The sequence below is a fragment of the Tomitella fengzijianii genome (assembly GCF_007559025.1).
Lineage (GTDB): Bacteria > Actinomycetota > Actinomycetes > Mycobacteriales > Mycobacteriaceae > Tomitella > Tomitella fengzijianii.
The window spans coordinates 1191452-1215962 of record NZ_CP041765.1 but is presented as its reverse complement, the minus strand read 5'-3'; the positions used below and the strand labels follow the sequence as shown (position 1 = coordinate 1215962).

Sequence of the window (24511 nt, the reverse complement as noted above, 5' to 3'; positions counted from 1 at the left end):
GCCGGCCCCATCAGGGCCGGCCGGTGCCGTCTGAGGTGCTGCGGGCCGACTACACCCAGCGGGCCTGCCCCCCGTCGAGGGGGATCGTCGCACCCGTGAGGTAGCGCGCGTCGGGGCCGACGAGGAATGCGACGGCGCGGCCGATGTCCTCCTCGCACTCGCCGATGCGCCCCATCGGAATGGTGGCGACGAACTCCGCGGCCTCCTCGGGGTTGTGCTCGATCCAGCCCTTGAGGCCGGGCGACAGCGCGTGCGGCGCGACGGCGTTGACGCGGATGTTGTCGCGCCCCCACTCCGAGGCGGCCGCGCGCGTCAGCGAACGCAGGGCCTCCTTGGCCGCCGCGTATCCGCCGTAGTTCGACGTGTCCCACCGCACGGCCGCGGAGGTGACCATATTGATGACGGCCCCGCCGCCGCGCTCCTTCATCACCGGATGGCACAGCTGCATGAGCGAGAGCGCCGCCAGCGGACCGACCGCGAGGGCCTTCTCCACGTGGTGCCGCTTGATCTGGGCGATGGGACCCAGGACGCTGTAGTTGGCGTTGTTGACGAGGATGTCGATCCCGCCGAGAGCGGTCACCACCTCGTCGACCGCCGGCGCCAGCTGGTCCTCCTTGGCCACGTCGCACTCGACCGCGATCGCGGTGCCGCCCAGGGCGCGGATGGCCTCCGCCGTCTCGTCCACCTTGGCCTTGGTGCGTCCCAGCGCCGCGATGCTCGCGCCCTCCTTCGCGAGCGCGAAGGCGATCCCCTCGCCCACGCCCTGACCGGCGCCGGTGATCAGCGCGACCTTGCCGTCCAATGTGCCCATCGATGCGCTCCCAAGTGTCGGTGGGTATTAGCTACCCGTTCAGTGACCACCAGGGTAATCAACCTAGCAAGTGCTTGGTAGCCTCATCCCGATATACGGAGTACGCCGACGCACAGCTCCGCAGCACTCTGCACGGCGACGCACCAGAACACGCAGGCACGCAGGGCATGCCGACGCCCGGAAGCGAGGACCGCATGAGCTCCCCCGACCCCACGAGCACGATCGATCTGAGCGGCCGGGTGGCGATCGTCACCGGCGGCACCAAGGGCATCGGCTTCGTCATCGCAAAGACGCTGCTGGCCGCCGGGGCCCAGGTCACAGTGTGCGGCAGGACCGAACCGGAATCGCTGCCCGCCGCGGGCGGCCGCACCGCGCAGTTCCGTGCCCTGGACGTGCGCGACGCGGAGAGCGCCAAGGCGATGGTGCAGGACGTCGAGCAGAGCCACGGCCGCCTGGACATCCTCGTCAACAACGCCGGCGGCTCCCCCGACGCCGACTCCGCCACTGTGTCCACCCGATTCGTCGACAAGATCGTGGCACTGAACATGCTCGCCCCGTTCTACCTGGCGCAGGCGGCCAACGCCGTCATGCAGCAGCAGGACTCGGGCGGGTCCATCATCAACATCGGCAGCGTCTCCGCGCACGACCCCCAGCCCGGCACGGCCGCGTACTCGGCCGCCAAGGCGGGCCTGCTCATGTTCAGCCAGGCCCTGGCGCTCGAATGGGCGCCGAAGGTGCGCGTCAACCACATCACCACCGGCCTCATCCGCACGGAGGCCGCCGCCGAGGTCTACGGCGACGACGGCGGCGCGGCGGTGGCGTCGATCATTCCCATGCAGCGGATGGCGGTGCCCGAGGACGTGGCGAAGGCGTGCCTGTTCTTCAGCAGCGACCTCGCGTCCTACCTGACCGGGACCGACCTGGCCGTACACGGCGGCGGCGAGTTCCCGGGCCGCTACCTGGTCACCCGCGGCGAGGAGGCCCGCTGATGCGCACCGACACGATCTGGACGAAGGCCGACCCGTTCGCGTCGCTCATCGCGGCGCGTGCGGAGGACGACAACCCCGGCCTGCGGTTCGAGGACCGCGAATGGTCGTGGCGCGAGGTCGTCGCCGAAGCGCAGGCGCGGGCGGAACTCGCCCGGAGCATGCGGGTGGACGGGCCGTGGCACATCGGCCTGCTCATGGAGAACTCGCCGGAGAACCTGTTCTGGGTCCTCGCCGCCGGCCTGTCCGGGGCCACCATCGTGGGCATCAACCCCACCCGCCGCGGCGCCGAACTTGTGCGTGACATCGACTTCACCGACATCCAACTCATCGTCACCGATCAGGCGCACCGGCCGCTCCTCGACGGCGTCGAACTCACCTGCCCGCCCGAGCGCATCCTCACCAGCGACGCGCCCGGATTCGGCGATCTGCTGTCCGCACAACGCGGTGGCGGCGGGTTTGCACTTCCCGATCCGGCGACGATCTTCTCGCTCGTGTTCACCTCCGGCACCACCTCCGCCCCCAAGGCGGTGATCTGCTCGCAGGGCCGTCTGGGCACCATCTCCCGCCAGCAGCAGGAGCGCCGGGGCCTCGGCGCCGACGACGTCTTCTACGTCGCCATGCCGATGTTCCACTCGAACGCCATCATGGCCGGTATCGCCCCCGCCGTCAGCGCCGGCGGCTGCATCGCGCTGCGCAGGAAGTTCTCCGCCTCGGCGTGGCTGGACGACATCCGACGCTACAAGGCCACGTTCTTCAACTACGTGGGCAAGCCGCTCAACTACATCCTGGCCACCCCCGAGAGCCCCGACGATGCCGACAACCCGCTGCGGATCGCCTTCGGCAACGAGGCGAACGAGAAGGACATCGACACGTTCTCGCGGCGTTTCGGGTGCGAGGTGATCGACTCGTACGGCACCTCCGAGGGCGGGATGCGGATCAACAGGATCCCAGGAATGCCCGCCGGGTCGCTGGGGCTGGCCGACGAGGGCACCGCAGTCATCGACCCCGACACGCTCGAGGAATGCCCACGCGCCGAGTTCGACGGGCAGGGTCGTCTGATCAACGCGGAGAAGGCGATCGGGGAGATCGCCAACACCCGCAATGTGAACCAGTTCGAGGGCTACTACGGCAACCAGGAGGCCGACGAGGAGCGCGTGCGGCACGGCATCCTCTGGTCCGGCGACATGGCGTACCGCGATGCCGACGGGTACTGGTACTTCGCCGGCCGCACCTCCGACCGTCTGCGCGTGGACGGCGAGAACTTCGCGGCCGCCCCGGTCGAACGCATCGTGGCCCGCTTCCCCGCCTTCAACCACGTCGCGGTGTACGCCGTTCCCGACGAGGCGGTGGGCGACCAGGTCATGGTCGCGGTGGAGCTCTACCCGGGCGTCGAGTTCGAACCGGACGCCTTCGGCCTGTTCCTGGCAGAGCAGCCGGACCTGGGTACCAAGTGGGCGCCGAAGTACGTGCGCATCTCCGCGGCCCTCCCCCGCACCACGACCAGCAAGGTGATCAAGCGGCAGCTGCAGGCGGAGGGGCACGACGTGACGGACCGGGTGTTCGTCCGCGACGGCAAGGAGCTCGCCTTCCGCGAGATGTAAGCAGTCGCGGAATGCCCGGACGTCATCGAACGTCGATTCGATTTTGTGTTCGTCAATTCCATGACATCGAACAATCGTTCCCGTATGGTGGATTCTGCAGCGGGGGGCTGCAGAAGGAAACCGGGGGGCGGAACGATGGGGCGCAGGCGGGGCCGCAACACCGGCGCGGGCGGGGCTTCGGCCTCACCGATGACCGCGAGCCTGTGGCGCCGCACCGAGCCGGAACTCGTCGAAGGCCTCGACGACGCCGTCCACTCGCTGTTCGCCCGCGAGGTCGAGATGCTGCGCCTGATCGCCGAGCTTTCGGGACGCGGCAGCGACGTCGGCAATCCGGCCCACGTCGCGAGCATGGTCGCAGAACGCACCACGATGTCCCTGTACCTGGCGCGCAACCTGGTCGCCTTCGCCCGGCGTCTGCATGACAGGCCGCTCGTGTTCGAGGCCTACGCGGGTGAGCAGATCTCCAAGCCCGCCGCGACGCTGATCATGGACTTCCTCGACGACCCGCCGCCGGACATGCCCGCCGACGAGGTCGCCACCGCCGAGTCGGTGCTCGTCGAGTTCGTGCGCACCCACAAGCAGGCCGAGCTGTCCGCCACGATCGACGGCATCCGTGAGCACTACACCGAGCCGCCCGTCGATCCCGAGGCGGGACCCACAGGCGAACACTCCGACGGCGGCGGCGGGGACGATTCCGGCGGCGGGGACGGCGGCTCTGCGGCCGGCGGCGATGAGAGCGGGCAGGGCGTCCCCTGGCCGCTGCGCCGCCGCAGCGACACCTTCGGCGGCGACGACACCACCCGCAACACCCTTTTCCTGTCCCGCACCCTCGGCGGACGCTACGTGCTGCGCGGCGATCTCGACGCCGAGACCGGCGAGCGGCTGAGCGTCGCCCTGTCGCCGTACTCCGCGCCGCGGCCCGAGCCGGACGGCACGAGCGACCGCCGCAGCGCCTCCAAACGCCGGGCCGACGGGCTCGCCGAATACCTGCGCCGACACACCACGTGCTCCGCCGCCGACGCGCAGGAGTCGCCCGGAGCGGAACCTGCGCGCGGCGGTGCCGGAGCAGCGGGCGGCATGCACGACTTCGGCGGCGGAGCCGGCACCGGTACGACGCTGTCGGTGCACATCGGGCTTCGCGACCTCGCGGACACCGACGCCGATCACGACGTGCGCGCGGGGCTGATCTCCGCCGGCCGGTACGGGGAGGTGTTCGACAACCTGCCCCACGGCATGACCGACTGGTTCGCCGCCCTGCCGGTCTCCGCCGCGCGGCGCCTGGCTTGCGACGCCGCGGTCACCCCGGTCGGCGTCGACGGCCACGGCGCGCCGTTGAACGTCGGCCGCAGCCGGCGCCTGGCGACGGTGGCGCAGCGCCGCGCACTCGCCGCCCGCGACCACGGCTGCGCCTTCCCCCGGTGCGACCGCCCGCCCGCCTGGTGCGTCGCGCACCACGTGCACCACTGGGCGGACGGCGGCCCCACCGATATGGACAACCTCGTCGGTCTGTGCACCGAGCACCACCGGTCGGTGCACCATCACGGGTGGACGGTCAAGGTCGACGCCGCTACGAGACGGCCGCGGTTCCGGGCGCCGGCCGGACACTCGCTGTCACTGCAATGGATCGACTCCGACGGTGGCGCCCAGCCGCCCCCGGAATAGCACCGCGGTCGACCGCGTCGGCCACCTCGCGATGTGCGTCGCGCGCAGATCGATGCGCGTGGTCGACGCATGCCCGTCACCCGGCCACGGCCCGGGCCCAGCAGGAAGGACCACGCCAGGTCTGTGCCGGAGCACACCCGGCGATGCCGCACGTCCGACTCCGAATCACGCTCCGCGCCGGAGCACCTCGCCGCGCACCACCTTGCCGGAGGCGTTGCGTGGCAGCGGCGCGTCCCGCACCGTCCACCGGACGGGCACCTTGTAGGCGGCGAGCCGTTCGGAGGCGAACCGGACAAGACCGTCGGGCAGCGCCGGATCCGCACCCCCTAGCGTGCCGGCACTCCAGTCCGCCGGCACGACCACCGCGCACACCTCCTGGCCCCATTCCGGATGCGCGGCGCCGTGCACCATGCACTCGGCCACCGCCGGATGCGACTCGACGACGGCCTCCACCTCGGCCGGGTAGACGTTCTCGCCGCCGCGGATGATCAGATCCGTGCGGCGGCTGTGCACCCGGAGCCGGCCTTCGACGAACTCGCCCACGTCCCCGGTCCGCAACCAACCGTCCGCGTCGAACGCCGCGCCGGTCGCCTCGCGGTCACGCCAGTATCCACTCATCAGGTGCGGCCCGCGGGCCCAGATCTCGCCCACGCCGGCGGCGGGGCGCCGCCCCTCGCGGATCTGCACTTCCATCCGCGGCACCGGAGTGCCGACGCACAGCGGATCCGCCGCCAGGTCCGAGTCCGTGGCCGCGGTGACCGGGCATGCCGTCTCCGTGAGGCCGTAGGTGGCGGCGAGCGAGGTCCGCACAGTCGGCACCAGCGCCCGCAGCCTGTCCTGCATCGCGGGCGACGCGGGGGCGGTGATCAGTGACAACGCCCGCAGGGTCCGCAACCGCTCCGCGGCTTCCGGATGCTCCTCGAGCAGGTCGAGCAGCCGCGCCGCCATCGTCGGCACCGCGCTCCAGTGCGTCACCGACTCCCCCTCGATCAGTCGCGTCACGCCGTCGATGTCGAACCGTCCCTCCCACAGCACCGCCGCATCGCCGACCACCAGCCGCGGCACCGTCAGATTGTGCAGCGCGGCCACGTGGAACAGCGGGGTGGCGAGCAGATAGCGCCGCGGGGCCGGGTCGTCGACGCGGGACGCGCGCTGGTGGTCGACGGTGGCGATCAGGCTCCGCTGCGGGTGCACGACCCCCTTGGCCCTGCCTGTGGTGCCCGAGGTGAACAGGATCGTCGCCGGATCCTCCGACTGCGCACGCAACCCGCCGGATACGACGCCGCCCGCGCCGGCCGCCACCATCGTCTCGACGGACTCGATCGCGCACACCGGCACGGCATCGTCGCCGGTGCGAGGCATGAGCCGGCGCCGTCGTTCATCCGCAAGCACGAGCGCGGGCTCGGTCAGCCGGAGCGCATGCTCCACCTCCGGCGCCGCCCACCGCGCGTTCATCGCCACGGCGACCCCGCCCAGCGCCGTCACCGCCCAGAACGCGGTGATCCAGGGAATCCCGTTCGCGGCGAGGATCGCCACCCGGTCTCCCCGGCCGATCCCGTACTCGCGGCGCAACGCTGCTGCGAGCGCGTGCGCACGCTCATGGTTTTCGCGGAATCCCACCCTTTGGCCGTCCGCCACCAGGTACTCGGCGTCGCCGCGCCCGGCCGAGTCCTCCAGCAGCCGGGCCAGGTTCACGCCCCCACCGCCCCCGGCGGCAGCAGGCGCACGCGCCCGTGCTCCGCGAACTCCGCCTCGTGCGCGTCCATCTGCTCGTTCGTCATCAGTTCGTAGTCCACAGCCCCTCGGCCGGCCCACCGGTAGACGGGTTCATCGCACCGCCATGCCTGCTGGGCGACGACCTTCTTCTGGACCTTGTTGGATCCCGTCGTCGGCAGGCCCCGCGACACGCGCAGCAGCCGGGGAGTGGCCTTGGTCCCCAGGTCGTTCTGGGCGGCGAGGAAGCCCACGAACTCGTCGGCGTCGAACTCCGCGCCGGGCTCGATCTCCACGGCGGCCATCACCTGGTCGCCGGAGCGCGGGTCGGGCACCGCGAAAGCGACGGCGGTGGCGACCTGGGGATGCCGGCGCAGGATCCGCTCGATCAGCAGCGCCGAGGTGTTCTCCCCGTCGACCCGGATCCAGTCGCCCTTGCGCCCGGCGAAGTACATGAACCCGCCGTCGTCGACGTAGCCGAGGTCCCCGGTCCAGTACCAGCCGTGCCTCAGCCGTTCCGCGTCGGCGGCGTCGTTCTTGTAGTAGCCCTCGAATGCGCGGGCGCCCCGCTTGTCGACGATCTCGCCGATCGCCTCGTCCGGGTTCTGCACCCGCCCGTATCCGTCCAGGAGCGCGGGCTTCTTCGCCTCGAGCGTGTCCGGGTCGACGATGACGATGTCGTCGTGCGCCGGCCGGCCGAGCGCCCCCTCCGGCGCGTCGGGCGCCCTGCGCACGCTGCCGGAGCCCTCCGACGAGCCGTAGCCCTCGTAGAGCACGGCGCCGAAGCGGCGGCGGAACTCGGCCTGGTCGTCCGGCGACGCCTCGGTGCCGAACCCGTGGGTGAGCGTGTTGTCCGCGTCGTCGGGCCGCTCGGGCGTGAGCATCAGGTACCCGAGCGCCTTGCCGACATACGTGAAGAACGTGGCGCCGAAGTACCTGACATCGCCGAGGAAGCCGGACGCGGTGAACTTGGGCGTGAGGCACACTGTCGCCCCGGCCGCGAGCGCCGGCGCCCACAGCGACATCAACGCGTTCCCGTGGAACAGCGGCATGCAGCAGTAGCAGACGTCCTCACGCCCCACCTCGAACTTGCGGCCCAACTGGTAGCCGAGGCGGGCCAGCCTGCCCTGGCTGCACTTGACGGCCTTCGACATGCCGGTGGTGCCGGAGGTGAACAGGAGCAGCATCAGCGAGTCCTCGCCGGCTGCCGGATCCGCCTGCACACCGCCCTCCACCGGTCCGCGATGCGCGTCGACGGCCTCCGCGTAACCGGGACCGTCGACGACGAAGATCCGGTCGGACGGCACGCCGACGTCGAGCCCCTCGAGCAGCGCGAGCCCGGCGGTGTCGGTGACGATGATCCGGCAGTCGGCGAAGCGGATCTCCGCCTCGAGCATGCTTCCCCTGCGGGTGGAGTTGATGCCGACGATCGCGGCCCCGGTCAACGCCGCGCCGCCGAGCCAGAACAGGTATTCCGGATCGTTGTCCAGCAGGACGCCGATGTGGCGCGGACCTTCGGCTAAAGCGGCGGCGGCCAACGCGCCTCGGGCAGCGCTTTCGCGCACCGTCTCCGCCCACGACCAGGTGCGTTCACGGGTGCGGACCCCGGGGTGCGGATCGTCTGCACGGTCCAGCAGCAGTTGCGCGATGGTCGTGCGGTCGACTCGCGCCGCAGCGCCGCCTTCCCGCCCGGATTCCGCCACTCTCATTCCCCTTCCAGGTGACCGTTCTCGGACGGGCGCCCTGCGGTCGCGGCACGGGCACTCTTACTCTGAAGCTAGCCGCCTGTCCGTGCCGGGGGTGCGATGTCCCGATCATCGGAAGATTCCGCGCCGCATCACGGGTACGGCACGGCACACTGTCGGCACCGTGCAACGTGGATCACATCCGGCAGTCCGGATCTAGAAGGAGAACGAGATGCCCGTCGACGCGCAGGCCGCCTACGCACAGCTGATCGGACGGCTGACCGGCCCGGGAGGGCCGCACGAGCTCGCCCGGGAGGACGTGCTGGGCGCCCCCATGACCGTGTTCAAGAACAGGATCGGTTCGCTCGCGCAGATGCTCGTCGACTCCGAACGGCACGGCGACGCCGAGTACATGGTCACCGAGAGCCAGCGGATCACGTTCGCGCAGCACGCCCGGGACGTCCGCTCGATCGCCAAGGTGTTCGCGGACGAATACGGGATCGGCAAGGGCGACCGCGTCGCGATCCTCGGGGCCAACAGCCCCGAGTGGGTGGAGGCGTTCTGGGCCACGCAGCTGCTGGGTGCGATCGCCGTGGGTTTCAACGCCTGGTGGGCGCCGATGGAGGTCACCAACGGCATGGAGCTGAGCGAGCCGAAGCTGCTGCTCGTCGACACCAAGCGGGCCTCGCTGCTCGGCGAGGTCGACGTGCCGCTGCTCTCGCTCGAGGAAGACGTCCCCCGGCTGGCGGCGGCACACCCCGAGGCGGCCGCGCCGTCCGTGGAGATCGACGAGGACGACCCGGCGATCATCCTGTTCACGTCCGGCACCTCGGGCAAGCCGAAGGGCGCGGTGCACTCCAACCGCAATGCCATCGCCGTCACCGGGTTCCACGTGTTCAACGATTCGATCCTCGAGGCGTTCGCCGGCGATGATGCCGACGCGGACCACGTCTACCTGGTGACCTCGCCCATGTTCCACATCGCGAGCCTGCACAACATCGTCGTACCGCGACTCGCCACGGGCACCAAGATGGTCATCTACCAGGGCAAGTTCGACGCCAACAAGGTTCTCTCCCTCATCGAGAAGGAGAAGATCACCAACTGGGGCGCGGTACCCACCATGGCCAAGCGCCTGATCTCGGACGGCGACTTCGGCAAGTACGACACGTCGTCGCTCAAGGCCTTCGCCCTGGCATCGGCCCCGTCCTCCCCGTCGTTCCAGCAGCAGCTGCGCGAGCATGTGCCCTTCGCGCAGAACAGCCTCGTCAACAGCTACGGGCTCACCGAAAGCTGCGGCGGCATCGCCGTGGCCACCCCGCCCGACCTGGCCGCGCAACCCACCACGGTGGGCCGCCCCACGCTGACGGTGGAGATGGAGATCCGCGACGCGTTCAACGAGAAGGTCGAGGACGGCGTCGAGGGAGAGGTGTGCGCCCGCGCCCAATACATCATGATCGGCTACTGGAACAACGATGAAGCCAATTCGGCCGCCTTCGACGAGGACCGCTGGCTGCACACCGGCGACATCGGCATGATGAAGGACGGCCTGCTGTTCCTCACCTCGCGCCGGTCCGACCTGATCGTCCGCGGCGGCGAGAACATCTACCCGACCGAGGTCGAACAGTGCCTGGACGACTACCCCGGCGTGCGCGAATGCGTCGTGCTGGGTGCGCCCGACGACGACTTCGGCCAGGTTCCCGTCGCCATCGTGGTCACCGAACCCGGCGCGGACGTCACCAGGGAGGGTCTGGGAGGGTGGGTCTCGGAGCGGCTCGCCTACTTCAAGCGCCCGGTGCGCTGGCGGATCACGGAGAACCCGCTGCCGCGCAATGCCACAGGCAAGATCGTGCGCCGGGAGATCGCCATCCCGACCGTGTAGAGGAGCGTGATCGGACCTTGCAGCACCGGCCTGAGCCAGAAGAAGACGCAGCCGCGGCGGAATCCGCGGAGGTCGTGGATTTCTGGCGACGGCTGGGCCTGCCCGGTCTGATCGACGTCCACACCCACTTCATGCCCGCCCGCGTGCTGGACAAGGTGTGGCAGTACTTCGACTCGGCCGGCCCCCTGGTGGGCCGGCCGTGGCCGATCGCCTACCGGCACGACGAGGCCACCCGCATCGACACCCTGCGCGGATTCGGCGTCAGGGCGTTCTCGTCGATGCTCTACCCGCACAAGCCGGACATGGCGGCCTGGCTCAACTCCTGGGCCGCCGACTTCGCCGCCCGCACGCCCGACTGCCTGCACACGGCCACGTTCTACCCCGAGCCGGGCGCCGGGGAATACGTATCGGATGCGCTGCGGGCCGGTGCCCGCATCTTCAAGTCGCATGTGCAGGTGGGCGACTACTCCCCCGACGACCCGCGGCTGGACGCCGTGTGGGGCCTGCTCAGCGACGCATGCGTGCCCACCGTCATCCACTGCGGTTCGGGCCCCGCGCCCGGCAGGTTCACCGGGCCCGGGCCGGTGGCGCGCCTGCTGGCCCGTTTCCCCCGGCTGCCGCTGATCATCGCGCACATGGGAATGCCCGAGTACTCGGAGTTCATGGATCTCGCCGACGAGTACGACAACGTCCATCTGGACACCACGATGGCGTTCACTGAATTCACCGAGGAGCAGATCCCCTTCAACCCGGCCGAACGCCCTCGTTTGATCGGGCTGCAGGGCAAAATCCTGCACGGGTCGGACTTCCCCAACATCCCCTACCCCTACGCCGAGTCGCTCGACGCCCTGGCACGCCTGGACCTGGGCGACGACTGGCTCCGGGATGTCGCATTCCACAACGCCGCGCGCCTGTTCGGCATCGGCCCCCGCTGACGGGGGCCCGTCTCCGCACCCTGCACCCGCTCACAGCTCTCAGCGGGGCCGGGGCACCTTCTTGTCGATGAACAGCCCTTCCGCGGACACGCACAGTTGCCCTTCGTCGTCCCGGATCTCCCCGACGGTCCAGATCTTGCGCCCCTCGGTCCTTTCCTGACGCGCAGACACCGTCAGCGCGCGGAACAGCGGCGTGGGACGGTGGTATTGCAGCGTCAGCTGCGCCGTCATGCCGTCCCTGCCGGCCCACGAGTTGGCCACGCCCAGGGTGTGGTCGAGCAGCAACGCCGACACCCCGCCATGGACGCAGGTCGGCGGCCCCTGGTACGGGATGGTCATGGTCACTTCGCCGTCCACGCTGCCGTCCGCGCGGCCGGACAGGGTGAGCGGCGGGGCTATCGCGTTCTCCGGCCCCGTCACCGGGTCGTGGCGCGTTATGCCTTCGCCCGACCACATGTCCACCAGCCGGTCCTGCACCGCCGGCGCCTGCGCATCCAGGTCGTCCACGACGGATTCGAGACGCTCCGCCACGCCGGACAGATCGGTGCCGTCCCGGTCGGCGCGCAGCAGAGCGTCGATGAGGCGCCGCGCCGCGTGTGTCGCCCTGTCGATGGCCGCGTCTCCGCGCGTCGAGGTGAGGACCGTGCCGTCCGGGTACTCGCCCATCCGCGGGGGCCGCGCTTCAGGCACCATGCGACTCCTTCCAGGCGACGGCGCTGGAGAGCGTCCCGAGCAGGATCAGGCAGAACGCCTGCAGGTCCGCCTCCGCGGTCTTCTGCGAGACATGGCCGTTGAGGCACGACTGCAGCACGCCCAGCCACTGCTGGTTGAGCAGACGCAGCAGCTGTTCGTCACGCTCGGTCGGCGTGTCGATGCGCGCCGCCTCGAGTACCGCGTCGTCGAAGGCCGCATCGACACGCGCCGAGTCGAGGACCGTGTCCACATGGGCCGTGTTGATCGACCGCACCATCGCCGAGGCCAGCAGCGGCTTGCGCATCAACGCCCGCAACGCCCGCGTGGACAGCGCCGCCACCGCCTCCTGGGGCGACCGGCAGGGGTCTGCGGCCACCCGGTAGCTCGACCGCATGTCCTCGACCTCACGCGCCATGACGCCGACGAACAGGTGCGTCTTGGACGGAAAATACCGGTACAGGGTGCCGATGGCGATCCCTGCCTGCTTCGCCACGTCATGCATCTGCACGCGCTCGAACTCGTGCTCTTCGGCCAGCTCAGTGGCCGTGTCGAGCATGCGGCGGTACTTCTCCCACTGCAGCTTCGAACTCGGCTCGGCGGGCACCCGCGCCTCAGCGATACGTGGCATTCCCCTCCGCACCCCATTTCAGTAGTCGTCCGTGTGCCGGCGGCTCCTGCAATGCGATCCACGCGGTGACTCCGGCCACGCCATCGTGTGACAAAGGCGTATTCCGCGCCGATCGCCCGTCCGCTCACCGGAACCCGGGGATCGCAGGCACCGCCGGAGGTCTCGCTCTCCGGGAAGGGCTACCAGCGCGTATAGGTGCCGCCATACCGTGGCCTCAACTCAGCACACCCGCATCGAGGACGGACGTCATGACTATCACCGCAGACGGCACCAACTCGGCCCGCATGATCGACTCGGGCCCCGCCCCGGCGCGCTTCGCCCGCGGCTGGCACTGCCTGGGGCTGGCCGAAGACTACCGCGACGGCAAGCCCCACTCCGTCGAGGCGTTCGGCGGCAAGCTCGTCATCTGGCAGGACACCAAGGGCGATATCAAGGTCCTCGACTCGTACTGCCGGCACATGGGGGGCGATCTCTCCCAGGGCACGGTCAAGGGCGACGAGATCGCCTGCCCGTTCCACGACTGGCGCTGGGGCGGCGACGGCAAGTGCAAGGAGATCCCCTACGCCAAGCGTGTGCCGATGCGCGCCCGCACCCAGTCCTGGACCACGTTGGAGCGCGACGGCCTGCTCTTCGTGTGGAACGACCCGGAGAACAGCGAGCCGGAAGACTACATCCCCGTCATCCGCACCGGCGACGACGAGTGGACCGAGTGGCAGTGGAAGACGATCATCATCGACACCAACTGCCGTGAGATCGTCGACAACGTGGTGGACATGGCGCACTTCTTCTATGTGCACTACGCGCTGCCGACGTACTTCAAGAACGTCTTCGAGGGCGTCACCGCCACCCAGTACATGAACGGCGAGGGCCGCGAGGACATGATTCCGCCGGGCGCCAACCCGGCCCACGTTGCACAGGGCAACTCGTCGGTGGCCTCCTACTACGGGCCGTCCTTCATGGTCGACGAGCTCTGCTACCACTACGCGGACTTCGACGTGGAGACCAAGCTGATCAACTGCCACTACCCGATCAGCCCGGACCGTTTCGTGCTCATGTACGGCGCGACGGTGCGCAAGACCGCCGACATCCCCGCCGGCAAGGCCGAGAAGATCGCCGCCACCAACGTCCAGTTCATCACCAAGGGCTTCGAGCAGGACGTGGCCATCTGGCGTTCCAAGACGCGCATCGACAACCCGCTGCTCAGCGAGGAAGACGGTCCCGTCTACCAGCTGCGCCGCTGGTACGAGCAGTTCTACGTGGACCGCGCCGACGTCACCGACGAGATGACCGACCGCTTCGAGTTCGAGATCGACACCTCGAAGCCGATGAAGTCCTGGCGCGCCCAGATCGCCGAGAACATGGCCGCCCGCGAGACCGCCGGGGCACAGGGGTAGCACCATGGACTTCCACCCCGTCAGCTGCGACCGTTGCGGCACCGAGGTGCTGGTGCACAAGTCCAGCTTCCACCAGACTTCGGTGCAGTGGAGCGGCCAGGCGGCCCAGAACTGCGAGCTTCTGCAGTCGGCGGCGTCCGAGGGCAAGCGCCTCGAGCCGGAGGCGCACTCGTGCCCCGCGTTGCGTGCGAGCATCGAGCGTGCCGTGATCGAAGGCAGGCTCGCCGTGCCTGAGGACGACGACCGCACCATTCCGGGACTCGGTTCGCCCGGCGAGGCGGCCACCGAGCGGCTGGACGGCTGACCGCGCCGCGCACACCGCCCGCCACTTCAAGCAAAGGACTCACACACCGATGATCGACACCAACAAGTACGGCCCCTGGGCCGTCATCGCCGGCGGCTCCGAGGGCGTGGGCGCCGCGTTCGCGGACGAGCTGGCCCAGGCCGGCATCAACCTCGTCCTCGTCGCCCGCAAGGCCGGCCCCCTCGAGGAGACCGCCGAGGCCGTGCGCAAGCACGGGGTCGAGGTGCGGACGCTCGCGCAGGACCTGCTCACCGACGACGCGGTGGCCAACATCGCCGAGGTCACGGAGGGTCTGGAGGTGGGCCTGCTCGTCTTCAACGCCGGCGCCAACACCTACGGCCACGAGTTCGTCACCGGTGACATGGACGGCTTCCGCGGGGTCATCACGCTCAATGTCGACCGCCAGCTGGAGCTGGCCCAGCTCTACGGCAAGCCGATGGCCGAGCGTGGCCGCGGCGGCATCATCCTGCTGGGCTCGCTGTCCGGCTACCTGGGTTCCGAGCAGCAGAGCATCTACTCCGCGTCCAAGGCGTTCAGCCGCATCTTCACCGAGGGCCTGTGGCTGGAGATGAAGGACCGCGGCGTCGACGTCGTCCAGCTGGTTCTGGGCGTCACCCGCACTCCGGCGATGGAGCGCGCCGGCCTGAACTTCGACGTTCCCGGCATGCGCGTGTCCGATCCGCTGACCGTTGCGCGCGAGGGCCTCGAGCACATCGCCGACGGCCCGGTGTGGGTGGCGGACGGCAACCAGAAGGGCGCCGAGTTGCAGTCGGGCTTCCCCCGGGACAAGCTCGTCGCCGGCCACGCCGCGGCGCTGCGCAAGCTGATGGGTCGCTGACTGCGGCCGCACCGCGCGCCACGGCACGGCCCCGGTAGTGGCGGGGCCTACGACGAAGCGGCGGGGAGGATCCTCACGGATCCTCCCCGCCGCCGTCTTCCTCCCCGCCGCCGTGTCGCAGCGTCTCAGCGCTGTTCGTACTTTTCCTCCAGGTTCGCGATCAGCTCGAGCAGGGCCGCCCGGAACTGTTCCGGATCCTTGATCGCGCCGGTGATCAAGGGGTCAGATTCCACCCGCTCCGTGATCCTCGCGTGCAGTTCCCGGCCCCGCTCGGTGATGGTGACCAGTTGGCGCCGCTCGTCCTGAGGATCGGTGGCGCGCGTGACCATGCCGTGCCGCTCGAGCCGCTCGATGCTGCGGCTGATCGTCTGGTCGGTGACCCGGCAGTAGCGTGCGACGCTGCGCTGCGGAAGCGGGCCGTCCCGCAGACTCTCCAGGATGATGAACCCGGCGTGGCTGACCCCGTGTTCGCGCAGCAGTTGCTCCCAGGCATGCTGCATCAGCCGGGACGCCGTCATCAGCAGGCGTCCGATGCTCCACTCCGAGAGTTGCCGGGTCACAGATCAATCGTAGGCAGCGCCCACCGCCACCGTGGCCTATTCATCACCGCGGCGCCCATCGCGTTCATCAACCCGCAGGCCAGGCCGACGCGTTCATCATGGCGCGGGCCATGGCACCGGTCGACGCGCCCGGCGTGCGCATGCCCGGTTCCGGCCCGACGACGACGTCGCGCCCCCGCCTGCGGTGAGGCGGGGGCGCGGCGTCGGTTCGCCTGAGCCGGAATCCGGCGGGGCGCGGTGCGCCTGATCTAGATCTGGCTGGCCATCCTGCCCTGCGGCTCGCCGCCGAGCTGCGTGAACGCGCTCGCGTGGTAGATCTGGCCGGGCACGTGGACCGCGTGGACCACGCCGGCGTGCGCGTCGCGCCAGAACCGCTGCAACGGGTGGCGCAGGTGCAGCGCGCCGCCGCCCGAGCGGTCCATGATCTCGTCGACGGCACGCACAGCGCGGTGCGCGGCGCGGATCTGGGTCCGGCGGCCGATGGCCCGCTCCTCGAACGTGACCTCCTTGCCGGCGTCCACCTTGTCGTAGAAGCGGCAGGTGGTTTCGATGAGAGCGGAGCGCGACGCCTGGATCTCCGCGGCCGCCTCGCTGATGGCGTAGAGGACGTACGGGTCCTCCTTGATCGGCTGCCCGGTGATCGCCACGCGGTTCTTCTGCGCCTCGACGTGCGCGTGCATGGCGCCTTCGGCGATGCCGATCACGGCTGCGGTGATGCCCAGCGGGAAGACGTTCCAGTACGGCATGTTGTAAAGGGTCTGGGTCAGGCCCATCTCCTTGGCCGCCTCGCCGCTCATCACCTTCGGAGCGTCCAGCGTGCGGTGGGTGGGGATGAACGCGTTCTTGACCACGACGTCCTTCGACCCCGTGCCGCGCAGGCCGACGACGTCCCAGCTCTCATGGTCGATCTCGTAGTCGCCCCACGGGACCAGCACGTGCATCATCTGCGGCGGCATCAACGGCTTCCCGTCCTTGTCGCCCACCATGGCGCCGATGAACAGCCAGCGGCAGTGGTCGGTGCCGGACGAGAACGACCAGCGGCCGTTGAGGATGAAGCCGCCGTCGGTGGGCACCGCGACGCCCATCGGCGCGTACGGCGAAGCCATCCAGACATCCGGGTCCTCGCCCCAGATCTCCTCCTGCACCTTGGGGTCCGCCACGGCGAGCTCCCACGGGTGCACGCCCACGATGCCGCCGAGCCAGCCGGTGGCCCCGTCGAGCGAGGCGGTGGCCATGACCGTCTCCGCGAACTCGCGCGGGTGCGCCTCGTCGCCGCCGTGCGTCTTCGGCTGGAGCAGCCGCATGATGCCGGACTTGCGCAGGACGTCCGCCGACGAGTCGGCGACGCGCATCAGCTTCTCGTTCTCGGCGGAGTTCCCGCGGATCTCGTCCGCCCGCTCCATTATGTAGTCGAGCGCCTTGGTCATGTTTCCTCGATTCCGGATCGGTTGGTCGCTTGTTCTATTCGGCGCGATGCGGGTCTCCCCCGTAGCGCGCCCGGGATCATCCGGGCAGTCGGTCGGCCGATTCCGGACGGGTCAGGAACGCGAGCGCCGCAGACAACCATGCCTCACGCGCCTCGATCATGGTCCAGTGCCCGCAGTCCGGCAGCACGTGCAGCTCGGCGCGCGGGATGTCGCGCATGGGCAGCATCGCCATGTCCAGAGGGCTTACGCGGTCGTCCCTCCCCCAGGTGAGCAGTGTCGGTGCCTGGACCTTGTCCAGACGCGACCAGTAGGGCGGCACCTTGGAGTTCTTCGCCGCAGCCATGGTGGCAGCGAACGCCTCGGTGCTGTACATGCGCTTGGCGATCGCGAGCGTGGTCGGGTCGGTGGCCAGACGCCACCGCTCCTCGAGCATCTCCTCGGTGACGACCGCGGGGTCGTAGACCATCGAGTGCAGCCATCGGACGAGTCCCTCACGGGTGGGGTTGTCCGTGAACTCGCAGAGTAGCTTGATCCCCTCGCTGGGGCCGTGGCTGAACAGCGCCTTTCCCGGGCCGCCGACGGTCACCAGGCGGCGCACCCGCTGCGGCGCGGCGATCGCCGCATTCACCGCCACGATGCCGCCCATCGAGTTGCCGACCATGTCGACCCTGTCCAGTCCGAGACCGTCGAGGAAGCGGCCGATGGAGGCGCCGGCCATCATCATCGGATGGCCCTCCCCCGGGTCGGACACGCCGAAACCGGGGAACTCCAGGATCAGGCAGCGGAACCGCTCGCCCAGGTCGCCCACCACACCGCGGTAGTTCTGCCACCCCGTGACGCCCGGCCCCGAACCGTGCAAAAGCAGCAACGGCGGCCCGTCGCCGACTTCGTGGTAGCGCAGCACCCCCGCATCGGTCTGCAGCTCCCTGCGGGAACCCTCGTAATCGACGTCCACCATCTAGCGTGCTCCCGTCCTCGAGGCGCCTTGCCCGATCATGCGTGCGTGCCGGAACTTCCTCTGCGCATACCGGAAATTATCCCCGGTGAACGCGACGGATTGCGGGAGTCCCGATCACCGGAACGCCTCTCCGATCACGTCAGGCGGTGCGCAGCACGCGCCGGTGGCCACCTGCTACACGCGGTGCGCCGGAGCGCCCCCCGCGCTGGCCCGCGAGGCGCTGCAGCTCCGGGTACATCTCGTTCGAGATCTCCCGCGTGGTCGCCAGCACCAGCGGCGCGTAGCGCTCGAGCGGCACGGCGTTCGAGGGCGGGCACAGGCACACGGCGGCCTCCGGCCCCTCCGGGCCGACGATGGCGGCGCCCACGCTGATCAGACCCATCGACCGACGCCCGGAGCGGTCGATCGACAGTCCGTAGTGCTGGCGGATCCGGTTGAGCTCCTGATGGAGTTCCGGGAGCGACCAGCCCTCCTCGCCGCGGTGCGCGCGGATGCGCTCGCCGACCAGGTCGTCGACCTCTTCCGGAGTGAGCGCGGCCAGCATGGCGCGGCCGCCGCTGTTCCAGTGTGCGCCGCAGCGGCCGCCGACCTTCGAGGCGAGCTTGCCGGCGAAACGGCCGCCGATCTTGTCGAGGAAGATCTCGTCGGCGCCGTCGAGGGCTGACAGGTGCACGACCATTCCGGTGCGCATGTGCAGCTCGTGGAGGTACGGGTTGGCGACGCTGCGCAACTCCGCATGGTTGTTGCCGCTGTCTCCGAAGCCCAGTGCGCGCCGTCCCAATCCGTAGCCGAGCGAGCCGTGGTCCAGCCAGTCGAGCTTGACCAGCTGGTCGAGGATCCGGTGCGCGGTCGAGCGCGGCAGCCGGGTGCGCTGGGCGACCTCTTCGAGGTTGAGGCGACTCGAGCGCCGCTCGAATGCGTCCAGGATCAAGGTCATGCGTTCGACCATCGACGGCGGCAGCGGCTTCTGGTCGTCGGCGGGGCGCGGGGCGGCCTCGAGCGAACGGGTGTCCACAGATGACATCGGTGCCTCCATCGGGTGACGGCGTTGCAATCCGTGGTGGACGACCGGGGTCCGCCTCCTGTCCGCAGGTCCCGCCGGGCGCGTGCGAGCGTCCGCGCCGGGGGCCGCGGGCGATACCCGCGTCGGCGTTGCCGACGCTGGTAAAGCCGAGGAGGATGCCGGAACCAGTGGGTGCCGCACCGCAGAATTGGAATTGATTCTCAAACTGTAGCAGTGACCCACCTCTCGAATCAACGGACATGCAGTGTTCGCCCGGAAACGCCAGCACGCTCCCACTCACCGATACCCGCCGCGGAGCCGCAAACACGCCGGTCAACCCACTTCCCCGTCGCCGACGCCGCCCCGTACGCGACCCGATCGCCGACCCGGTCACACCGCACATGCGCGATCACACTGTGATCCGTCACATATCGTCTCTCGAGTATGGACGCCATGGCCGGTTCGTGCGGGTGAACTGCGCGGTCGGGTGTGCAGCTACCGGCCGAAAGCGGCGTCGACCAGGGCCGGGAGCACCTCGCCGGCGCTCGCGCGGAAGTCGTCGTGCACGATCGGCTCCAGGCCGGTCGGCGATGGATTGACCTGCACTATCCGGGCCCCGGCGCGACCCGCGATGTGCGGCAGCTCCGCCGCCGGATACACCGTCGACGACGTCCCCACGGACATGAGCACGTCGGCGCCCTCCGCAGCGTTCTGCGCTCGTAGCCACGCGGAGACCGGAAGCTCCTCCCCGAACCACACGACGGACGGGCGCAACCGCCCGCCGCATCCCACGCACAGTGGCGGCGGAATGCGCTTCCCCTCGCCCGCACCGTCGGATCCGGCGGAGAGGGCAGCGTCGGCACCCGCCTGCCCGGGTTCCGCCGTCTCGCCGCACATCGCGCAACGCGACTGCGCGATGGAACCGTGGAGGTGGACCACGTCCTGTGTCCCGGCCCGCTCATGCAGATCGTCCACGTTCTGCGTCACCACTGTCACCGTGCCCCCGCGCGCGCGAACCGCGCGCTGCAGTCGTGCCACCGCGTCGTGCGCGGGGTTCGGCCGGCACCGCGCCAACTGATCGCGTCGCCATGCGTACCAGCCCCACACCAGATCGGGGTCCGCCGCGAACGCCTCCGGGGTGGCCAGCCGCGCGGGATCGAACCGTTCCCACAGCCCGGTCAGGGCGTCACGGAACGTGGGGATCCCGCTCTCCGCGGAGGCGCCGGCCCCGGTGAGCACCACCACGCGGCGCGCCGACCGCAGGGCGGAGATCAGTGCGCGGCAGATCTCCGGGGTCGCGCCGTCCGCCGTCACGCCCATGCCGCTCAGCCCTTCTGCAGCGCTGCCAGTTTGCGGAAGTCCCAGCTCACGATCTTCTCCGGCACGATGCGCAGCCACGCGTGACGGCCGTCCGCGTAGAAGGTTCCGCCCATGTACTTGTCGGCGAACTGCTGCTCCACCGCCTCGAGCTCCGGGTCCGGCGCGGCGGTGCGCGGCACCTCGCCCACCTGCCGGGCGTGGCCGGAGATCTCCACGCCGCGCAGTTCGTCGTACTGCTCCCCCGCATCCACGACCACGGACACGCGCGGATCACTCTCGAGATCCCGCCATCGCCGGCTCTTCGTGATCGAGAACAACCACAGGGCTCCGTCCGACCAGCCGAACCAGAGCGGGCTCACATGGGGCGCCCCGTCCGCGCCGACGGTGGCGACGCGGCAGGTCCTCTCGGCCGCGAGGAACGCGTCCCGCTCCGCGTCGCCCATCGCGATCGCCCGGCCGCGCCGCTGCCTGCCGGCCGCCTCTCCCGGCCCCGCCGTCGCGCTGTCCGTCCCGTCCCCGTTCATCATCTGCGCCTGCCTGTCGAGTCGTTCCCGATGGCTGCACGGGCGTGCCGCCCGCGGCCCGTCCGCGAGTCTATGGGTGCACGCGTATGGGAGACATCACATCTACCGCATCGCCGCGGATGCGCGCACCGCCGGGCCCCGTAGACCGGGACGCCGAAGCGACCGGGCCGACGCCGGAGACGTAGCATCGGCCGACGCAGTGGAACGTGATCCAGTTGACAACAGGACAGGAGCCGACATGGCCGACGAACTGAGCTTGGCGGGCAAGGCCGCCGTCGTCACCGGGGCGGGAGCAGGGCTGGGCAAGTCCGAGGCGCTGGCGCTCGCCGACGCCGGCGCCGCGGTCGTCATCAACGACATGACCGACCGCGCCGACGAGGTCGTCTCCGAGATCGTCGGCGCCGGCGGCAAGGCGGTGGCCGTCAAGGGCGACGTGTCCGACTGGGCGCTGGCGCAGTCGATGATCGACACGGCCGTCTCCGAGTTCGGTTCCATGGACATCCTGGTGAACAACGCCGGGATCACCCGCGACACGATGGTTTTCAACCTCACCGAGGACAAGTGGGACGACGTGCTGCGCGTGCACCTCAAGGGGCACGCCGCCACCTCGCACGCGGCGTCGGCGCACTGGCGGAACCTGTCGAAGGAGACCGGGCAGCCGGTGTACGGCCGGGTGGTCAACACAGCGTCGGAGGCGTTCCTGTTCGGCCCCGCCGGCCAGCCCAACTACGGCGCGGCCAAGGCGGGCATCGTGGCACTCACGCTGTCCACGGCTAACGGGATGCACAAGTACGGAGTCAAGGCGAATGCCATCTGCCCCCGTGCGCGCACCGAGATGACGGCGGAAACCTTCGACGAGAACACCGCGGCCGGACTCGACCCGCTCGCACCTGAGCGGGTCGCCACCCTGGTGCAGTATCTGTCCGCCCCCGCCTCCCACGAGATCACCGGGCAGGTGTTCGTCGTCTACGGCAACATGGTCACGCTGATGGACTCGCCCAAGATCGAGCACAAGTTCGTCGCCGCGGACGGGACGTTCACCCCGCAGGAGATGGACGCGCAGCTTTCCGCCTACTTCACCGGGCGCGACCGTTACAACACCTACGCCGCCTACAGTCTCGCGGCGATCGAGAAGGACGCGCTCCGGACCGAGTGACGCCCGCGTACCCGACGATGCCCCGCGGCCGACGAAGGCCGCGGGGCATCGTCGTCTCCGTATCGACTGCCGCCCGGATCAACCGGCGGCCCAACGTCATCCACGGGTGGCTGTTCCCCATTTCCGGCGTGCTCACCGCCGGTGGCCGGTACGCCGGGTTGTCCCGCACGTCACATGTGACGAAGACTACCCGGTGTGTCCGGAAGGTACGGACGACCGACTCGACCCCGGTGGACGGCCCCCGGGCGCACCACCGACGACGGTGAGGAGACACCATGAGCACCGAGACCCGCCTGCAGGGCAAGAACGCGATCGTCACGGGAGGGGCCGGCGGCATCGGCCGCGGCATCGTGACCGCGTTCGTGAAGGCGGGCGCGAACGTGCTGTTCGTCGACATCAACGCCGAGGCCGGCGCGGCCGTGCAGGACGAACTGGACGCGAGCGGGCACCCCGGGCGGGCGGCCTTCCGGGAGATCGACATCTCCGCCGACGACGGGGCCGAGCGCATCGTCAAGGCCGCGGTGGACGAGTTCGGCGGGGTGAGCGTGCTCGTCAACAACGCGCACGCGTCCCGCCAGGCTCCGCTGATGGAGACCACCGCGGAGATCCTCGACCTGTCGTTCCGCACCGGATTCGTGCCTGCCGTCCGCCTCATGCAGGCCGCCTACCCGCATCTCAAAGACGCAGCGGGTTCCGTGATCAACTTCGGCTCCGGGTCGGCGATGGACGGAATGCGCACGCAGGCGTCGTACGTCGCCGCCAAGGAGGCGATCCGCGCCGTGAGCCGCGTGGCCGCCAACGAGTGGGCCGCCGACGGCATCAACGTCAACATCATCTGTCCCCTCGCCGCCACCGAGGGCGTCGCGCATTGGATGGAGCAGCATCCGGAAACGGCGGCCAAGTTGATCTCCGCGGTGCCCATGCAGCGCTACGGCGATCCCGAGGGCGACATCGGCCCGGTCGCCGTCTTCCTCGCTTCCGACGACGCGAGCTACATGACCGGCCAGACGCTCATGGTCGACGGCGGAAGCCAGAAGCTCCGTTGACCGCGGCCACGGAGCCGAATCCGGCTCCCTCCACTGACGTCACCCCCGCACGCCTGCTCGAAGACGCGCGAGCCCTGCTTCCCGACCTGGTCACCTTGCGGCGGGACCTGCACCGTCACCCCGAGGTGGGTCTGCATCTGCCACGCACGCAACAGGCCGTGTTGCGTGCCCTGGACGGGCTCCCTGGTCTGGAGATCGTGCGCGGCTCGGCGACGACGTCGGTGGTCGCCGTACTCCGCGGCGCCCGGCCGGGGCCTACAGTGCTGCTGCGCGGCGACATGGACGCACTGCCCGTGACCGAACTGGCCGAGGTGGAGTACAAGTCGGTCAACGACGCGATGCACGCGTGCGGCCACGACCTGCACACCACCGGACTCGTCGGAGCCGCACACCTGCTGCACGCCGCGCGCGACACGCTCGCGGGCACCGTCGCCTTCATGTTCCAGCCGGGCGAGGAGGGGCACGACGGCGCGCAGGTGATGCTGGACGAGGGCGTGCTCGCGGTGGCCGGACCCCCCGCTGCGGCCTTCGCGGTGCACGTGGGCCCCGGAGACCGCGGCACCTTCGTCACCCGCCCGGGCCCCGTCCTGGCCGGCGCGGCCGAGCTGCGGATCGTGGTGCGCGGGTCGGGCGGACACGGGTCGCAACCGCACTCCGCGCACGACCCGATCCCGGCCGCCGCCGAGCTGGTGGGCGCTCTGCAGACCATGGTGACGCGGCGTTTCCCCGCCTTCGATCCCGTGGTCCTGAGCATCACCCGGATGCGCGCCGGCGACGCGCTGAACGTCATCCCCGACACCGCGGAGCTCGCCGGCACGGTCCGCATGGTCTCCGCCGAGGCGGCCGCCCGGCTGCCGCAGCACATCACGGAGGTGGCCGAAGCGGTGGCGGCCGCGCACGGGTGCACCGCGGAGGTGGACTTCGACCTCGGCTACCCGGTCACTCTCAACGATCCCGCGGAGACGGAGGCCGCCGTCGCCGATCTCACCGACCTCGTCGGAGCCGAGTCGATCGTGACCATGCCGTACCCGGCGATGGGGTCGGAGGATTTCTCGAAGGTCCTCGAACGCGTACCCGGCACCTACCTGTTCCTCGGTGCACGGCCCGACGAACTCCCGGAATCGGCGCGCGGAGAGGTCAACCACTCGCCGCGCATCGTCTTCGACGACGCCGTGCTCGATACGCAGGCGGCGGCGCTCGCATGGCTCGCGGTCCGGGCATTGCAGCGCCACGGGCTCACCTGATCGCCGCCGTCTGCAGGACGTACGTCAGAGCAACACCGCCCCACCCGGGGGGAGTACCGCTGGGCGGGAACCAGCAGTGTTGCGCGTCACAATTTCGCCCAGGATGATGCCGTCTCCCGGCCACGGGATCACTCGTTCACA

At 70.0% G+C, this 24511-nt stretch carries 22 protein-coding genes; 11 read left to right on the top strand and 11 right to left on the bottom strand.

The annotated features are described in order from the left end of the window. Positions 1–49: 49 nt before the first annotated feature. Complete coding sequence (locus FO059_RS05590; RefSeq protein ID WP_143907046.1) at positions 50–811, bottom strand: SDR family NAD(P)-dependent oxidoreductase; 762 nt, start codon at positions 809–811, stop codon at positions 50–52. 194 nt (positions 812–1005) lie between these two features. Here FO059_RS05590 and FO059_RS05585 point away from each other — a divergent pair, with 194 nt between their 5' ends. The 3 genes from FO059_RS05585 to FO059_RS05575 all read left to right on the top strand — a co-directional run bounded on the left by FO059_RS05585 (position 1006) and on the right by FO059_RS05575 (position 5063). Continuing rightward, positions 1006–1800, top strand: a complete 795-nt coding sequence (locus tag FO059_RS05585) for an SDR family oxidoreductase (protein WP_143907044.1) — start codon at positions 1006–1008, stop codon at positions 1798–1800. After that, positions 1800–3401 (top strand): AMP-binding protein, encoded by a 1602-nt coding sequence (locus tag FO059_RS05580; protein WP_143907042.1) that lies wholly within the window; start codon positions 1800–1802, stop codon positions 3399–3401. The genes FO059_RS05585 and FO059_RS05580 overlap by 1 nt, the downstream gene beginning before the upstream one ends. Before the next feature lie 189 nt (positions 3402–3590). Next, entirely contained in the window at positions 3591–5063 is a 1473-nt protein-coding gene (locus FO059_RS05575) for an HNH endonuclease signature motif containing protein (RefSeq protein ID WP_158726601.1), read from the top strand. Between the two features lie 165 nt (positions 5064–5228). Here the strand turns inward: FO059_RS05575 and FO059_RS05570 are convergent, their stop codons facing one another. Then, positions 5229–6758: a class I adenylate-forming enzyme family protein gene (locus FO059_RS05570; protein ID WP_158726602.1), complete on the bottom strand. Its 1530-nt coding sequence runs from the start codon at positions 6756–6758 to the stop codon at positions 5229–5231. Further along, positions 6755–8485 (bottom strand): AMP-binding protein, encoded by a 1731-nt coding sequence (locus FO059_RS05565; protein ID WP_143907036.1) that lies wholly within the window; start codon positions 8483–8485, stop codon positions 6755–6757. The genes FO059_RS05570 and FO059_RS05565 overlap by 4 nt, the downstream gene beginning before the upstream one ends. Before the next feature lie 208 nt (positions 8486–8693). Between FO059_RS05565 and FO059_RS05560 the strand changes: the two genes are divergently transcribed. Continuing rightward, on the top strand, positions 8694–10340 hold the full coding sequence (locus tag FO059_RS05560) for a class I adenylate-forming enzyme family protein (protein WP_143907034.1): 1647 nt from the start codon (positions 8694–8696) through the stop codon (positions 10338–10340). A 17-nt stretch (positions 10341–10357) separates the two neighbouring features. Continuing rightward, a complete protein-coding gene (locus FO059_RS05555; protein ID WP_233266886.1) occupies positions 10358–11275 on the top strand; it encodes an amidohydrolase family protein in 918 nt (305 codons plus the stop codon). A 39-nt stretch (positions 11276–11314) separates the two neighbouring features. On the opposite strand, the gene FO059_RS05550 is transcribed toward FO059_RS05555, so the two are convergent. After that, positions 11315–11968: a PaaI family thioesterase gene (locus FO059_RS05550; RefSeq protein WP_143907032.1), complete on the bottom strand. Its 654-nt coding sequence runs from the start codon at positions 11966–11968 to the stop codon at positions 11315–11317. Beyond that, positions 11958–12596: a TetR family transcriptional regulator gene (locus tag FO059_RS05545; RefSeq protein ID WP_143907030.1), complete on the bottom strand. Its 639-nt coding sequence runs from the start codon at positions 12594–12596 to the stop codon at positions 11958–11960. The genes FO059_RS05550 and FO059_RS05545 overlap by 11 nt, the downstream gene beginning before the upstream one ends. 248 nt (positions 12597–12844) lie before the next feature. Between FO059_RS05545 and FO059_RS05540 the strand changes: the two genes are divergently transcribed. From FO059_RS05540 to FO059_RS05530, 3 genes are read left to right on the top strand one after another with little or no spacing between them, the layout of a single operon-like run. Further along, positions 12845–13990 carry a Rieske 2Fe-2S domain-containing protein gene (locus FO059_RS05540; RefSeq protein WP_168226585.1) on the top strand — a complete coding sequence of 382 codons (1146 nt, stop codon included), beginning with the start codon at positions 12845–12847 and terminating at the stop codon, positions 13988–13990. A gap of 4 nt (positions 13991–13994) precedes the next feature. Further along, positions 13995–14294 carry a hypothetical protein gene (locus FO059_RS05535; protein WP_233266887.1) on the top strand — a complete coding sequence of 100 codons (300 nt, stop codon included), beginning with the start codon at positions 13995–13997 and terminating at the stop codon, positions 14292–14294. A 49-nt stretch (positions 14295–14343) separates the two neighbouring features. Continuing rightward, positions 14344–15132: an SDR family NAD(P)-dependent oxidoreductase gene (locus FO059_RS05530; RefSeq protein ID WP_143907028.1), complete on the top strand. Its 789-nt coding sequence runs from the start codon at positions 14344–14346 to the stop codon at positions 15130–15132. 125 nt (positions 15133–15257) lie between these two features. On the opposite strand, the gene FO059_RS05525 is transcribed toward FO059_RS05530, so the two are convergent. The 6 genes from FO059_RS05525 to FO059_RS05500 all read right to left on the bottom strand — a co-directional run bounded on the left by FO059_RS05525 (position 15258) and on the right by FO059_RS05500 (position 20927). Next, entirely contained in the window at positions 15258–15692 is a 435-nt protein-coding gene (locus FO059_RS05525) for a MarR family winged helix-turn-helix transcriptional regulator (RefSeq protein WP_233266888.1), read from the bottom strand. A gap of 248 nt (positions 15693–15940) precedes the next feature. Further along, positions 15941–17119, bottom strand: coding sequence for an acyl-CoA dehydrogenase family protein (locus tag FO059_RS05520; RefSeq protein WP_143907026.1), 1179 nt, complete (start codon positions 17117–17119; stop codon positions 15941–15943). Between the two features lie 76 nt (positions 17120–17195). Next, positions 17196–18077, bottom strand: coding sequence for an alpha/beta fold hydrolase (locus tag FO059_RS05515; protein ID WP_143907024.1), 882 nt, complete (start codon positions 18075–18077; stop codon positions 17196–17198). A 139-nt stretch (positions 18078–18216) separates the two neighbouring features. Further along, positions 18217–19101: an IclR family transcriptional regulator gene (locus FO059_RS05510; protein ID WP_233266889.1), complete on the bottom strand. Its 885-nt coding sequence runs from the start codon at positions 19099–19101 to the stop codon at positions 18217–18219. Between the two features lie 474 nt (positions 19102–19575). Next, a complete protein-coding gene (locus FO059_RS05505) occupies positions 19576–20400 on the bottom strand; it encodes an SIR2 family NAD-dependent protein deacylase (protein WP_143907022.1) in 825 nt (274 codons plus the stop codon). A 5-nt stretch (positions 20401–20405) separates the two neighbouring features. Next, on the bottom strand, positions 20406–20927 hold the full coding sequence (locus FO059_RS05500) for a pyridoxamine 5'-phosphate oxidase family protein (protein WP_233266890.1): 522 nt from the start codon (positions 20925–20927) through the stop codon (positions 20406–20408). Positions 20928–21162: 235 nt separating this feature from the next. Between FO059_RS05500 and FO059_RS05495 the strand changes: the two genes are divergently transcribed. The 3 genes from FO059_RS05495 (at position 21163) to FO059_RS05485 (ending at position 24370) form a co-directional block, all read left to right on the top strand. Further along, positions 21163–22080 carry a 3-oxoacyl-ACP reductase gene (locus tag FO059_RS05495; protein ID WP_143907020.1) on the top strand — a complete coding sequence of 306 codons (918 nt, stop codon included), beginning with the start codon at positions 21163–21165 and terminating at the stop codon, positions 22078–22080. A 275-nt stretch (positions 22081–22355) separates the two neighbouring features. Beyond that, entirely contained in the window at positions 22356–23126 is a 771-nt protein-coding gene (locus FO059_RS05490) for an SDR family NAD(P)-dependent oxidoreductase (RefSeq protein WP_143907018.1), read from the top strand. Further along, entirely contained in the window at positions 23123–24370 is a 1248-nt protein-coding gene (locus FO059_RS05485) for a M20 metallopeptidase family protein (protein ID WP_233266891.1), read from the top strand. Before FO059_RS05490 ends, FO059_RS05485 begins: the two co-directional genes overlap by 4 nt. The last annotated feature ends 141 nt before the right edge of the window (positions 24371–24511 follow it).